This window comes from Burkholderia plantarii, from assembly GCF_001411805.1.
Classification (GTDB): Bacteria; Pseudomonadota; Gammaproteobacteria; order Burkholderiales; family Burkholderiaceae; genus Burkholderia; species Burkholderia plantarii.
This window is the reverse complement of the sequence record NZ_CP007212.1, coordinates 2469269-2482918: the sequence shown is the minus strand read 5'-3', so window position 1 is coordinate 2482918 and position 13650 is coordinate 2469269. Positions and strand designations below refer to the sequence as shown.

Annotated in this window: 12 protein-coding genes and 2 pseudogenes; 2 read left to right on the top strand and 12 right to left on the bottom strand. The window is 58.7% G+C overall.

From position 1 onward, the window contains the following. Window positions 1–393: 393 nt before the first annotated feature. The 4 genes from bpln_RS10530 to tnpA are packed head-to-tail and all read right to left on the bottom strand — an operon-like array spanning window position 394 to window position 3331. Entirely contained in the window at window positions 394–990 is a 597-nt protein-coding gene (locus bpln_RS10530) for a plasmid pRiA4b ORF-3 family protein (RefSeq protein ID WP_055138371.1), read from the bottom strand. A 39-nt stretch (window positions 991–1029) separates the two neighbouring features. Then, window positions 1030–2592, bottom strand: coding sequence for an IS66 family transposase (gene tnpC / locus bpln_RS10525; protein ID WP_055138372.1), 1563 nt, complete (start codon window positions 2590–2592; stop codon window positions 1030–1032). A gap of 29 nt (window positions 2593–2621) precedes the next feature. Next, window positions 2622–2969: an IS66 family insertion sequence element accessory protein TnpB gene (tnpB, locus tag bpln_RS10520; RefSeq protein ID WP_055138373.1), complete on the bottom strand. Its 348-nt coding sequence runs from the start codon at window positions 2967–2969 to the stop codon at window positions 2622–2624. After that, window positions 2969–3331 carry an IS66-like element accessory protein TnpA gene (tnpA, locus tag bpln_RS33905; protein ID WP_148653945.1) on the bottom strand — a complete coding sequence of 121 codons (363 nt, stop codon included), beginning with the start codon at window positions 3329–3331 and terminating at the stop codon, window positions 2969–2971. Before tnpA ends, tnpB begins: the two co-directional genes overlap by 1 nt. Before the next feature lie 78 nt (window positions 3332–3409). Between tnpA and bpln_RS33900 the strand changes: the two are divergent. Beyond that, window positions 3410–4103: pseudogene (locus bpln_RS33900) on the top strand (IS5 family transposase); the annotation flags it as partial. A gap of 170 nt (window positions 4104–4273) precedes the next feature. Here bpln_RS33900 and bpln_RS10515 read toward each other — a convergent pair. From bpln_RS10515 to bpln_RS33890, 8 genes are all read right to left on the bottom strand, one after another. After that, window positions 4274–5464: an MFS transporter gene (locus tag bpln_RS10515; protein ID WP_208459501.1), complete on the bottom strand. Its 1191-nt coding sequence runs from the start codon at window positions 5462–5464 to the stop codon at window positions 4274–4276. Window positions 5465–5592: 128 nt separating this feature from the next. Next, entirely contained in the window at window positions 5593–6495 is a 903-nt protein-coding gene (locus tag bpln_RS10510; RefSeq protein WP_055138785.1) for a 2OG-Fe(II) oxygenase family protein, read from the bottom strand. 24 nt (window positions 6496–6519) lie between these two features. Further along, window positions 6520–7476, bottom strand: a complete 957-nt coding sequence (locus bpln_RS10505) for a 2OG-Fe(II) oxygenase family protein (protein ID WP_055138784.1) — start codon at window positions 7474–7476, stop codon at window positions 6520–6522. A gap of 19 nt (window positions 7477–7495) precedes the next feature. Continuing rightward, entirely contained in the window at window positions 7496–8383 is an 888-nt protein-coding gene (locus bpln_RS10500) for a 2OG-Fe(II) oxygenase family protein (RefSeq protein WP_055138783.1), read from the bottom strand. Between the two features lie 16 nt (window positions 8384–8399). After that, window positions 8400–9839 carry a cytochrome P450 gene (locus bpln_RS10495; RefSeq protein ID WP_055138782.1) on the bottom strand — a complete coding sequence of 480 codons (1440 nt, stop codon included), beginning with the start codon at window positions 9837–9839 and terminating at the stop codon, window positions 8400–8402. Window positions 9840–9852: 13 nt separating this feature from the next. Next, the gene (locus bpln_RS33895; RefSeq protein WP_082465262.1) at window positions 9853–10743 is read right to left on the bottom strand and encodes a 2OG-Fe(II) oxygenase family protein; all 891 of its coding nucleotides are present in this window, start codon (window positions 10741–10743) and stop codon (window positions 9853–9855) included. Next, entirely contained in the window at window positions 10740–11705 is a 966-nt protein-coding gene (locus tag bpln_RS10490) for a 2OG-Fe(II) oxygenase family protein (protein ID WP_055138781.1), read from the bottom strand. The genes bpln_RS33895 and bpln_RS10490 overlap by 4 nt, the downstream gene beginning before the upstream one ends. A gap of 2 nt (window positions 11706–11707) precedes the next feature. Next, the gene (locus bpln_RS33890) at window positions 11708–12448 is read right to left on the bottom strand and encodes a tRNA-dependent cyclodipeptide synthase (protein WP_209444924.1); all 741 of its coding nucleotides are present in this window, start codon (window positions 12446–12448) and stop codon (window positions 11708–11710) included. A 517-nt stretch (window positions 12449–12965) separates the two neighbouring features. On the opposite strand from bpln_RS33890, the pseudogene bpln_RS33885 reads away from it, so the two are divergent. Then, window positions 12966–13395, top strand: a pseudogene (locus tag bpln_RS33885) (transposase); the annotation flags it as partial. Window positions 13396–13650 lie beyond the last annotated feature (255 nt).

The window sequence follows — 13650 nt, the reverse complement described above, 5'->3', positions numbered from 1 at the left end:
GACCGTCGCACGTCTTTGTGAAAGCGTGGGCCAATGTCTTCAGGTGGCCGAACGCGGTCGGCCGCTGCCCTGCAAGGCGCGACCGACGCAGATCGACCCGAAGCGGACCTTCGGTTCTCTCAAGAGCAGCCGTTCGAAGACGGTTGATCAAGCCGGCCAGCGGACCACAGAGCACTAAGAGCGGCTAACGCAACCTGGACATGAGGCCGCGACCACCATATCCTCGCGGTATGACGAGACGCAAAATCAGCAAAGCGTTGTGGGCAGAGCTGGAACCGCCCATCCCGGTTTTCACACCATCGCCCAAAGGCGGCCGATGTCGTACGGTGGATGACCGTGCGGTTCTGAGCGGCATTCGTAAGCGTGGGGCCGATACCGTCTTGACGGCGTGAGTTACCGGTTTCCCCAACGATTGGATGCCATGCGCAGCAGCGTGGCATTGGCAGCACGCAGATCGAACCGATCGGCATCGAAGCCGGGGCCAACCCAGTTTCGGTAATGTTCTGCCTCTTCGCTATTCGGATCGTTAGATAGCGTGTTCAGGAACGCGTCGTAGCCAGGCGGGCCGCCCACATCTTCTGGCGGGCACGCGCGAGCACCATCGATGACCTGGGCCGCGCCCCACGGTTCGCTTTCAACGATTTCCACTTTCTTAACGACGATGGCGTGATCCCACCCGTCCCCGAAGTCGTACCGGTAGAGGAAGCGTGAGCCAGGTTTCAGGACCTTCTGCAGTCGAACCTTGCGGTCATCGGCGGTCGTGCCCGGATCAGCGAAGTCCAGCACGTCATCGACCTCGAACATGGCGTAGGTCATGCCGTCGACCAGGAAGTCGTGCAGGTGGGAGTCTTCCCAGCCGAAGGCCGCCTGCAGGATATGGTGCAGCTTGCGCAGTGACTCGGTTCCTTCGACCTCGATCCGACGCCAGATGGGCGGCTCGATGTGTTGAAGCTGCACGTGCAGGGTAAAGCGCTGGAACGATTTCGCCATCTGATCTCCGGGGAACGGGAAGCCAGCGGCATTATCGCCTTACGATGCTGGGGTGGTCATTTTCCAGGGCAGCAGGCCTTCGACCTGGTTGATCGGATGGTCTGCAATGCGCGCAAGCACGACGCGCAGATACGCCTCGGGATCGATGCCGTTGAGCTTGGCCGTCCCGATCAGGCTGTAGATCGCGGCAGCACGCTCCCCACCTGAGTCCGCGCCGGCGAACAGGTAGTTTCGGCGCCCGATAGCCACTCCGCGCAACGCGCGCTCGACCGGCAGGTTATCGATTTCGAGATGCCCGTCGTCGCAGTAGCGCGTGAGCGCTTCCCACCGGTTCAACGCGTAGAGGATCGCCCGACTCGTGTCGGATTTGCGCGAGAGCGTCTCCAGTGTGGCGCTCAGCCACGCATGGAGTTGATCGAGCAAGGGCCTGGCGCGAGTTTGTCGGTGCGCTCGCCGCTCATCGGGCGGTTTGCCACGGATCTGCTCTTCGACCTTGTAGAGCGCGCCGATACGTTCCAGCGCCTCGGTGTTCAATACATTTGGGCGAGCCGCATGCAATTCGTAGAACTGCCGCCGTGCGTGGGCCCAGCATGCTGCTTCGGCAACGTGTCCCGTTTCGTAAATCGCTTGGTAGCCGCCGTAGGCGTCGGCCTGCAACGTGCCATTGAACGATTCGAGATGCTGCTGCGGATGGATGCCCTTGCGGTCCGGCGTATAGGCAAACCAGACGGCCGGCGGAGCGGCGTCGCTGGACGCCCGATCGTCACGCACATACACCCACAGGCGTCCGGTTTTGGTCTTGCCGTTCCCTGGCGCAAGCACCGGCACTGGCGTATCGTCGGCATGGAGCTTCGTCGCCGCCATGACGTGGCGACGCAGTGCGTCGACGAGCGGTTGCAGCAGCGCCGCAGTGTGACCAACCCACTTCGCCAGCAGCGAGCGATCCAGCTCGACACCTTCCCGCGCATAGATCACCGACTGCCGGTAGAGCGGCAGGTGATCCGCGAACTTCGCGACCAGTACGTGAGCCAGCAGTCCCGGGCCAGCCATGCCTCGCTCGATGGGACGGCTCGGCGCAGCAGCCTGGGCGATGTGATCGCAGCATGAACATGCCAGCTTCGGCCGCACATGGCGGATGACCCGGAAGCTCGCCGGCACATACTCGAGTTGTTCGGCGACGTCCTCGCCAAGCTGCTTCATCGGCGCACCGCACGCCGTGCAGGTTTCACGTGATTCGGGCCAATGGATCTGGATCTCGCGCGGCAGGTGATCCGGCAACGGCTTGCGTTGTACCTGTTCCGGTGCCGTGCGTGGCGTCCTGGGAATCTCGATGGGGGCAGCGCCTTCGTCGGCCTCGAGTTCTTCCAGACGCAGCTCGAGCTGCTCGATCTGGCGGTCCAGTTTCTCCGAGCGGCGGCCGAACTGCATGCGGCGCAGCTTTGCGATCAGCAGCTTGAGACGCTCGATCTCCGCCTTGTCGGTTGCCGTCGCCGCCTTGTGCGATTCGACCACGTCTTCCAGATGCCCGATGCGGGCATCGCGCTCGAGCAGTAGAGCCTTGAGCGCTTCGATGTCGTCCGGGTACGCGTTCGCCGTCGTCATGCCCGCAGTCTACGCGCCGGTGGGCGGGTTTACAACGCTGAGGTCGGCGCCGCCGTGCGCACCGGCTGCCGCCAGTCGATGCCTTCCAGCAACATGGACAACTGCGCCTGGCTCAAGCTGACGACGCCCCCATCCGCACGCGGCCAGACAAAGCGGCCGCGTTCAAGCCGTTTCATCAGCAGACACATGCCGTCACCGCTCCACCACAGCACCTTGACCAGATCGCCGCGTCGGCCGCGGAACACAAACACGTGTCCGCTGAACGGGTCCCGCTCGAGCACGGTCTGCACCTTCGCGGCCAGGCTATTGAAGCCGGAACGCATATCGGTCACACCAGCAGCCAGCCACACCCGCGGCCCAGCGGGAAGGCCCAGCATCACGAACCCACATCCAGCAAGCTTGTCAGCACAAGCCGCAGGACATCAGACTCCGGCTTGCCTTCGAAACACGCGCGCACGCCACGACATTCGATGACCAGCCCGGATGATCTGACCGGTTCCGGTATCGGCGGTGATGCCATCTGAACAGGCAGGAATAATTCAACTGGCGCGGATGCGGACGTCGCCTCTTGCTCCTGATCCCGACGCCACTTCGACACGAGATTCGCGTTCAACCCATGCGCGCGTGCAACTTCCGCCAGTGAACGGGTCGGGTCTCGTGTTTCCGCCACGACCTGCGTGCGAAACTCATTCGTGTAATTCTTGGAGCCTCGTCGGCGGCCCTGCGCCTTGATTTCCATTTTTTCTGGTTCCCACTACATTCTGGTGGGAATCAGATTGCCGCCTATGAACCTTCATGAACAGACGGTGCTGGGGAAGCGCTTACCGGCATTCTGTATGTCCTGCAAACCGGTATTCCATGGGAAGACTTGCCGCAGGAGCTCGGTTTCGGCAGCGGCATGACATGCTGGCGACGCCTACGAGACTGGCAGGCCGCAGGTGTGTGGGAGCGCCTACATTTGGCGATGCTCCATCGGTTGCGTGCGCACGACCGGATTGATTGGGAACGCGCGAGCCTTGACGGCGCCAGTGTTTCCAGCCCGCGGGGGCCAAGAAACCGGCCCCAACCCGACCGATCGGGGGAAGCTCGGGTCGAAACGGCACATCGTCGTAGATGCACATGGCATTCCCCTGGTCATCACGGTCACGGGCGCCAACCGTCACGACTCGATGGCATTCGAAGCCACGCTGGATGCCATCCCGGCAGTGCCGGGCGTGGGCGGCCAGCCCCGCAAACGTCCGAGCAAGTTGCATGCGGACAAGGGCTATGACTTCGCACGTTGCCGGCGTTATCTGAAGCAGCGCGGCATCAAGGCTCGCATCGCCCGCCGTGGGGTGGAAAGCAGCGAGCGGCTGGGGCGACATCGACGGGTCGTCGAACGCACGCATGCCTGGTTTGCCGGTTTCGGCAAACTGCGCATTCGCTTCGAGCGCCGACTCGATATTCATGTCGCGTTGCTCGTCCTGGCTGCCACAGTTATCTGCTCACGCTTCGTGGATGACTTGTGTTAGCGACTCTAAGCTGGAAGCGGAAATACCATCGGACAGCCTAGCTGATGATCGCTGCGGGGGATCGATGGCCGCGGTAGAGCGCGTTCGGTTTCATCACCCTATCTTACGCGACCATACCCGCCAACGTGACAGCGCCCTCCAGGTGGGTCCTCCACCCTGTGGCAGGTAAATCAGTGGTTCTGCCGCGGCGCAACCAAAGCATCGTACAGTGTCAATGTAACTCCGATACTTAGGCCCACAATAAAGACGGTAGTTGCCATCGGAATGGTGCCGTGCGCTAGAATTATCGATGCTAGCGGGACGACCGACAGGATGACAATGTTGTTGAGCGTCTCGGCGGTGGCGAGCACCACGCCCTTGTCGCGATTCGAGCGTTCAGCCAGCACGGTCGTCGCCGAAGGGGCCCCGGCTCCGAGAGCCGCACCCCATGCCCCGAGACACGCAAGTGCGCCTGACATGGGAACCGGCAGGAGATAGAACGCCGCAATGGAAGCGGTGAGCAGTATCGTCACAACGATCAACGAACATTCCTCGCTGCCGGTCAGACGTCGCAACCTCCCGGCCGACAGATTGCCGACGCCGAGCCCAATGCCGAACGCGGTCACACTCATCCCAACCTGCGCGACGTCAAGCTGATAGCGGTGGCGCAACACTTCGCCTGACAAAAGGAACGCGGATACGCCGGTGCCGTTCCACAGGCCTTTCGCGAGCAATGGGCGCGTGACCTGCGGATTGCGTAGCCACCGGAAGCCGCGGATGTCAGACGGAGCGACAGTGCGGCGCACTCTAGACATTGTCGCAGTGCCAATCAGAAAGGCGACGATGCACCCGACCGACATAAGAAGGAACGGTGCACGCCAGCCGACCCAACTTGTGAGCAGGCCACCTATCGCGGGACCGAGCGCGATACCGAGCGTCATGCCGAGCATGACGGCGCCCATCGCGGCCGCATGGCGTGCGCGCGGGACGACTTCGGAAATCAGAGCGAACGCGGTCGGAATGATGACTGCGGAGGCGAGACCACCGAATATCCGCAGCCCAATCGCAATCTCAAGCGTTGGAGAGAAGGCGATACCGATACCATCGATTGTGAACAACAGCAGTGCAATCAGCAGGAGGCGTCCACGATTGATACGGTCCGACAGATAGCCGAGGAACGGTGCTGCGATTGCGTAGGCAAACGCGTAACTCGAGATCAACCATGTAATGCGGACTGAGTCGGTGTCGAATGCGATACTGAGCGGATTGAGCATCGCCGAGAGCATGAACTCGCTTGCGCCGACGAAGAACACCGATATAGATAGAGCGGACAACAAAGTGCGATGATTGTTCGCGCATGCAACGGTTTCTGAAGATGGCACGCCTTTCCCCATAAGAATGCGAAATTGACAAGACGAAGAAACGGGAAGGAATGGCTGTCGGTACTGGCGCATTGCCGGTGCAGCAGCGACGCGGACGAATACTCGACAGAACGTTCGGTCGAGAGCGGTCAGTAGAGCCCTTCAGTATCGCGATCGTAGGTGTTGGCCAGGATCTCATCAAGGAAGGTGTTGAAATCAGCCGCCAGCACCAGGCCGGCCTGCGGATCCAATCGATACAATCCCTCGCATTGTGCTGGATTGAGACTGCTGTCCACGAACAGGGCATAGGAAAACCGGTCAGGGATGCCGTCGGGCCGGGCTTGCTGTTCGACCACGCGGTGTGCGACTGCCGCGACGGGGGTGCGGGTATCTCGCGTGAGTATCTCGATCGCGCAACCAAAATTCATGACGAAGGCGTCTGGCCGCGGGATGAGCGGCACCCACTCGCGCTCACGCAGAACCTCAAGTCCGGGCTCCAGCGACCGCAGCATCGTGATCCATCCCGAATCCTTGTGCGTGTTCAGGCCACGTGCCCGGATCTGCGGTCGGAAATGATTAAACGTCAGATGGTAAGTACCATTACCCGAGAGGATGCCACCGGTCGCTTTTTCGAGGATCTCGCGAGGCAGATCGAGCCGATCGAGGATCGCCCTGATTACGGCGACGGAGAACTCACGCATCTCGCGCGCCTGACGCGACAACGCCTCGGGAAACACCTCGTTCCAGAAGCGACCTTCCAGGAAAAACTGTTCGACTTGGTCAGCATCACGACAATAGTAACCTTCACGTTCGGCGAGCCGCTCGGCATTCCAGGCGCGAAAGCCCCGGTACGTGTCGTTGGCATCACCGCGGCCGTCGAGATAGAAATTAGTGGCGAAGCAATCGCCCGGTGTCAAATCGAATCCGGCCGGTTTTTGTACGAAGAAGAAACCGTCGGCGAGCGCACGAGTGAGTCCGTCCGAGGTATCGAAGATCAGTTCCCCGTTGTCAAATCTCGCGGCCGCCCACTCATATGTATCAGATACGTTCATATTCGCGTCTCCAAAAGGCTGCGGTCAGAGTAGATGTGCGTCATTGTCGTAGGTGCGTGAGACTTCCTGAATGGCGAAGTCCGTCACTGATTGAATGCGAACCGGCGTATTGTCGCGATATTGGTAGATGTCACCATGCAGGTCGCTGTCAAGAAAGACCACGTAGGACACGCGTTCTTGCCCTTCGGGGCGTGGTATCGTCCGCGCCACGCCATGGATATTGGCACGCACCGGCTTCGGCAGGCAGCCGGTCAGGACCTCGATCGAGCTTCCGAAATTGACGATGAAATAGCCTGGCTCTGGATTGATGGTGCGCAGGTCGCCGTCGATAAAAGCGAGCAGACCGGGGGCGGTGGAGCGAAGCACCGTGACCCAGCCAGAATCGCGATGAAATTTCGAGCCGCGAACACGCTTGTCGGAGCGGAAGTGATTAAACGCTAACATCTGGTGTCCCTGGTTCGCCGTCAACCCACCCGTCACGGTGTTCCACCCTGCCTTCGGGATACCGAGGTAGCCGAGTGTGGCTCGCAGGATGTTGATGCCGAGTCCAGACATCGCTACTCCGGTGCGAGCAACCGACGCGGGCAGCATGCCCCAGTTGTCGCGCTCGATGTAGAAGTTCTCCCACTGATCGTGTTCTCGATCGAAATATCCTTGGTAGTCACCTGGTACAACGCAGTCGCGATATCCCGTGTAGGGCGCCAGGTCGCCGTCGGCGCGCGGTTCGAAGAAGTGACGAACGAAGCGATCGCTGCCGTCGAGTGCAACGCCATCTGGAATCGCGAGCAGGAAAAAACCATCGCTTAACGCGCGATCGAAACCGTTCGCCGCATCGAACTGCAGGCTGGGGCCATCGAAGCTAGCGCGCGCCATCTCGCACGCGGGATAGCGTTGGCTTGCCTCGTGTTCGTCTGGCATCGGTGGAAGCGCGGTCGCCTGACGGAGAGTTGGAGATGCAACGCGTGACATGTCGGTATCCATGTTTGATGGCGTATTGCCCCTAGTTCACGGTTGAGTCGACGCGCGGATGAAACTCGTATGCCATCTCGGCGGCCTTGGCACGCTGGAACTCGAGAAAGGTGCCGACGTTCGAGAGTTTGCCATCCGTATCGTATTGAAAGAGCAATTGATCCCAGCGCGGTCCGATATAGACGCCGAACGTGAAGCGGTCAGGTACGCCCGCTTCGCGCGTCGCCATGCGTCGGACACGGTGATAGCTGGCGTTCACTGGATCGGGTAGGCGCTGGGTCAAAATTTCGAACGAGTGACCGAGAACAATCGTGAAATGACCCGGCATCGGATCGAAGGGGATCCATGTCTGCCCCTGCTGCGACTCGAGGCCGGGTTCTGTCGTATAAAGCATGGTGATGAAGCCGCTGTCCCTGTGTGCGGTCAGCCCGAGAGGCTCAGCAACTTCTGAACGGTAGTGGTTGAAGATGCAGTACTGCAAAGCCTCGTTCTTCGACATCCCACCCGCGATCGTATCGATGTCGGCCGGCGAAACACCAACGCGAAGGAACAGGTCGGTTAGCACGCCACGGTTCAATTCGTTCATACGCCAGAGTAGTGTCGCTGCAGCGCTGGGTAGATAGTCATCCCATAGCTTCGCTTCGATCTGCAGCAGTTCGTCCTGGTCGTTACCCGTCTGAGAATAGCCGAGCAACGATCGGGACAGCGAGCGAGAACGATAGCCTCGAAATGCCGCGTCCGGCCCGTCGCCAACCGGTAGATAGTATTTCTGCGCGAGTTCGATGCCGGCCCGGAAGTCGAAACCATCAGGATGACGCAGATGGAATGCACCGAGCGTCCGGGTGCGTTCGAAGCCATCGGGTTCGACGAAGTGCACGGCGCGATCATGAAAGTATGCAACAGGAAGAATGGAAGACATTGGGTTTGCTCTCCGGTCATTGAATGGGTTCGACTCGGATCGAACCAGGGCAGGCGGGGCGAGGCATAGCGCTACCTGGCATCAACCCGGTCGAGACACCGCTGACGACGACGCGATTGCTGCGATATAGCTCGGTCAGCATCAGCGCCTGCGCACGTACGGAAAAGAGTCGGCCCGGGCACTTGCGAGGGTTGCGCACGGTATTGATCATGGAGAACGAGTTAATTTCGTAACGGTTACGCGCGAGTAGCGATGCTGCCTCAATACCCCCATGATTCGCTATGCCCTCGATGTTGCCCGGATCGAAGACATTGGGGCGTGCGAAGCGCTGTGGGTCGCGATTGGCGAGACGGCGGTCGAGCCAGAACATCGTGCCGGCCGGGATGTCGACGGAGCTGCCCCGGTGCAGGATCGTCACGGGGCGCCGGGATCTGCGCCAGAGCGAGGTAGGATTGCTGCCGCCGAGTCGGATTGCTTCGAGCACCATCATGGTGGCGGTTTGCTGCGCAACCTCATGGTCTCCAAGCGAATCAAGCAACCGGTCACGCGCGCCGGGCGTCGTCTCCAGATAGGCGATCGTCCAGAGCAAACTCAGTGCCGTTGTATCGTAGGTCGCGACGATCAGCGTACCGAGTTCCTTCAATTGCGCATCGGTCAGTGTCGCAATGCCCTGTCGCGAAAATGGAATTCCAAAATTCCCGAACTGCGAACGGATCAAGTTGCCCTGCGGAGCCGCTTCGATCGACTGGTAGTTGTCGAGTAAGATCCGCATCGTCAGATCGACAATCAGGTCGGCATCCTGAATGGCGGCAACGTTCAGCTTGCTAATGGCCTCCGAGGCGATTTCGAAAAAGCTCGTAGCGATCCTGCCAAAGATCGGCTCCGCGAGATAGTCAGTCAAAGGACGAATCTGCAGATCCAGAATGCCCGGGATCACGCTGTCGACATAGGCGGTGAGATTCAGACAGAATGTATCGAGCGATGTGTCCTGGGACAGCGGTGAATCCAAATATGCACGGGTTGCGGCGGTTATCTCGTCGGACAGGCCGTAGACGAATCGGGCATTCCCGAGAATCCGCTCGACGAATTCGCGTTTGGCCACGCGGACCGGATCGTTCGCATCGAGTCCGCCCATGAACGAGCCGAACAACCCTGCATTTGTATTGATGGACGGCATCAGGTCATCGTCCTCGACGAGTGGCTCGTTTGTGTTCTGATAGATGGCCAGGTCGTTGTCGATCCAGAGTGTGCAGAGGCCACCAGAGCGGCTTGCAAGTTCGGCCACGCCTGAACGGGCGAAATAGTCGGACGCATCTAGACCACCCTCGATAACGGCTGCGCGAAACGCGGCGCCGTGCTCGGTGTCGGTATCGGGACCGGGCGCGTGTGCGATCAACCCGGGAAACGGCACGGCGCGCGTATGCTGCGAGGGCGGTATAAGTGTCGGGATTGTCATGGGACTGTCACTCTTAGGGGCGTTTTGTGATACCGAATTCGGCGTAGCCATCGCGCCAGGTTGTCCGGTTAAAATCACGTAAGAACGTATCGACAGAACCCAGCGATACGAGGCTGCCACCGTCGTCTGCAATCTGGAAGGCCTCGCTCGTAGCAGAAGGGTTCAGGAAAGCTGCGAATGAAAACCGATCACCCTGTGAGCCACTGCCCGGCCCACATTGACGGACGCGATGGCGGACAGCCCTGACGCGGTCGGGCAGACGGGCCGTCAAGGCTTCGAGTGCACCGCCAAAATTGATGAGGAAGTGGCCGGGCACGGGCGGCACGTCACACCAGATGTTGTCAATGAACGCCTCGAGGCCGGGTTGTTCGTAATAAAGGACTGTGACGAATCCGGTGTCCTTGTGTTCGGGAGCGCCAGGGGCGTTCCGACCCGACCGGTAACGACTGACCGCGAACCATTGGACGCCCCCGTTGGTCACGCAGTAGTCGGTTGCGCGCTCCCAGAGCGATGAAGGAATACCCACTGCGGACAGGATGGTACGCAGCACCATCCGTCCGATCAGATACATCCGTTCGCACATTGCATTTGCAGGATCGGGGAATTCAACCCTGCGGCGTGGTTCGTCGATGAGGATATGCTCAGTCTGATAGTGGTCCCGGTCAAAATATATGCCTTCGCGTAAGCGAAAGCCACGATACCCTGCGCCTTGCTGGGAAGGCTCATCCTCAGGGGCAAGATGGAACTCGTTCGCGAGGCGGATGCCAGGCGCAAGGTCGAGATCATCGGGGATAGCGAGCGCGAAACAGCCATTGTCGATAGCCTCGCGGAGTGAGCCAGATAGGAATCTGAGTTCTTCACCGGCGATCTCGGCAAGGTAGGGGTGAAATGTCTTCAGGCTCATGACGCGGCCTCCCCGCCCTGGGTGCCCTGATAGATCTCGTTGTCGTTTGCATCGATCAGTTCGCGCGACGAGCAGATGCGCCGCAGGCCGGACTCGCTGTCGTAGCCATGGATGCCGGCCTCGGCACCCGGCTCACAGAAGCTTGAGCTGAAATGACCGAAGCTAAAACGATCGGCTGTCTGGTGTTGGACGCGATGCATGATCGCGCTAACGGGACGTGAGGACCGGCGCGTCAGGATTTCCATCGATAGCCCGAAATTGACGATGAAGCAAGCGGGATCGGGAGTGACGGCCTCCCAGCGATCGTGACGGTTGATTTCGAGCCCAGGGGACGTGATTCTGAGAATCGTCATGAAGCCATCGTCTTTGTGCGACGAGAGACCGATGCCGGGTAGCGACGGGCGATAGTGATTGAACGTCAGGTGGTAAGAACCGGCTTCGGCCGAACACCCGCCCGTCGCTTCATCCCAATCGCGCACTGGAACGTCTGTCAACATCAGGATCGCACGCAACACGCGCCCTGCGATGCCGGTTAAAGCTAGCCCGCATGCTTCTATTTCGGCTGGATAAACCTTCTGCCAGAAGCGACGCTCGAGCAAGAACTGCTCAATTTGGTTAACACGCTCGTGGTAGCCCAGGAGCGGGTCGCCGAAACGAATGCCAGTCATGGTGCGATAACGCCCGTATGGCAGTGCGTCGTCGCCGGTGAAAAACTGACGGGAGAAATGATCGCAAGCGGAAAAATCAATCGAGTCTGGAATTGTTAGTAGGAATATGCCATCGTGAAGTGCTTGATCCCGCCCGGCTAATGATTCAAAAACTAGTTGTTGCTCTTCCAGAGTCGCACGCTCAAGCCGCGCCTCCGATGCAGCAGGCCTTTCATCGACTCGTTTATGCACTTCTCGCAGGTAAATTTTTCCGGGATCCAAAGTCCATTCGTTGTGATCGACCATTTTATTCATTTCTAGCGCCCCTTAAAATGAAGGGATACGACACAGAGAGATTCGAGTTCTTTCGACACGCCAGGAAATTGATGGTCAGCGATTTCAGCGAGTGTACTGAACGATCCGGGGTACACCATCACGGAAAAGCCACGCTTCACAAGACACGCGAATATCGCGAATTCTTCAATGAAATAATTCGACGAGCTTCTCAGACGAGAATCCTGCTCTGCCCTGGTCAAAGTATCCCAATCGTTCCGATGATATCGGAGACCGAAACTCTCCACAGATTCTCGAAATTTCCGTGATTGGAAGAAGTAATCGCTAATATTGCGGTGATGCATCAAATATTCTTGCGTCTTCTGAATTTCATGACAGGTAATAAATTCGAAACGTGTGGTGGCCCGATAGTCAGTAACGATGTCGCGGCTCTCCTCCATGAATTCTTGGCCGAGCTGCAGAGCTCTGTCAAATGCCTCCTGAGCCGGCATGCCTGAACGGGACTCGAGTGTGAGTCGATGAATGCTGTCGCCAATCAGGATCGTGCATTTCGGGAAGCGGCGTGATACCCATTCAAGCTGCGAATGAAATCGCGCTGGTTCAAAATTTCGATTTTCGAGGCTGACCCCTAGAAAACATTGTTGCTCAAGCTGAAAATTATCGCGTCGACTTTGGGGGGAAACAAAGTCAATTTTTGCCTTGTAGCGCGCTCCAGGTATAGAGGATATTGGAAGATTTCCGATCAAAGTTTCATCTATTGTCACTTTCAGCCTCATTATTTCGCGTTGCCGGTTAAAATAATCGATCAGCTTTTTAGGCTAAAGCAATCCAGACCTCGGCGCAGGAGGTTATCAGGTGATCCGCAGACATAATCACCAAAGAAAATTATTTGCAATGAAGTGGATGGAAAAATGAAAACATAGTAAAGCTAGATAAATTTCACAAAAATATCAAGAAATAATATATTGCAAAGTAAGAAATTGTTCAATTTTACCTAGCACCCGAATTAACTCGGAAAATTTGACTCGACGATTGTTTTACTTTCTGCTGTCGACGAATTTTCAATGGCGGTAGATTTTATAAATCGAAACAATCTTCCATGCCGGCTGAAATAAATTCGACCTCAATTATTGCCGGCGAAACGAACGGGAAGTCGTCTCGGCGCGGCGTTGTTGCATTAATCCTGCCCGTGGCGATGACGTTTGCGCGCAACAGCCGGAGCGATGCCCCTGTTAACAATTCGGCATCCTGCGTAGATTCTCGATCTTTGAGTGCGAGAAAATGCGCAAGGACAAGAGCGGGACGCAGGAGCCGAACGCGAAATACCGTGTCAGAAACTGGGCGGCATACAACGCCGGCCTGATCAATCGAGGCAACATCACGATGTGGATTGACGACGACGCTCTTGCGAACATGCCCGACACCGCGCCCACGCGGGGTCGTCCGCGGCTGTACAGCGATGCGCTGATTCAGGCCTTGCTCGGACTGAAGACCGTTGCGTGCCCTGCAAGGCTTCGCACAAAGCCTGCGTGACCTGGCTTTCGCCGATTTGCCGATACCGAACTACACGACCGTGTGCCGTTGCGCCCAGACGCTGCTGGTAAAGCTGCCGGTCGTGCGCAGCCGCGAGTCGCTGCATCTGGTGATCGACAGTACTGGCGTGAAGGTTTACGGCGAAGGCGAGTCGAAGGTTCGCCAGCACGGCTACGCGGGACAGTGTGTTGGCAAACAAGGCGTCGATACGATCGTCAAGGGCTTGTCTCGGGAAATCTTGGCGCGCGTCAGCACTGGCCAACAGCACCCGCATCAGGTCGAAGGGCCGCTTACCACCGATCGGCTGCGACAATCGGCGCTGGCAGCGAGTCCCGGGCCCGGCGTAGAGCCTGCGCCGGGCGGCGGCGGCAAGCTCATCGGCCGCTCACCGGGAGTAGCCATGTCACCTCAATAGTTGTGCATACAACTAATT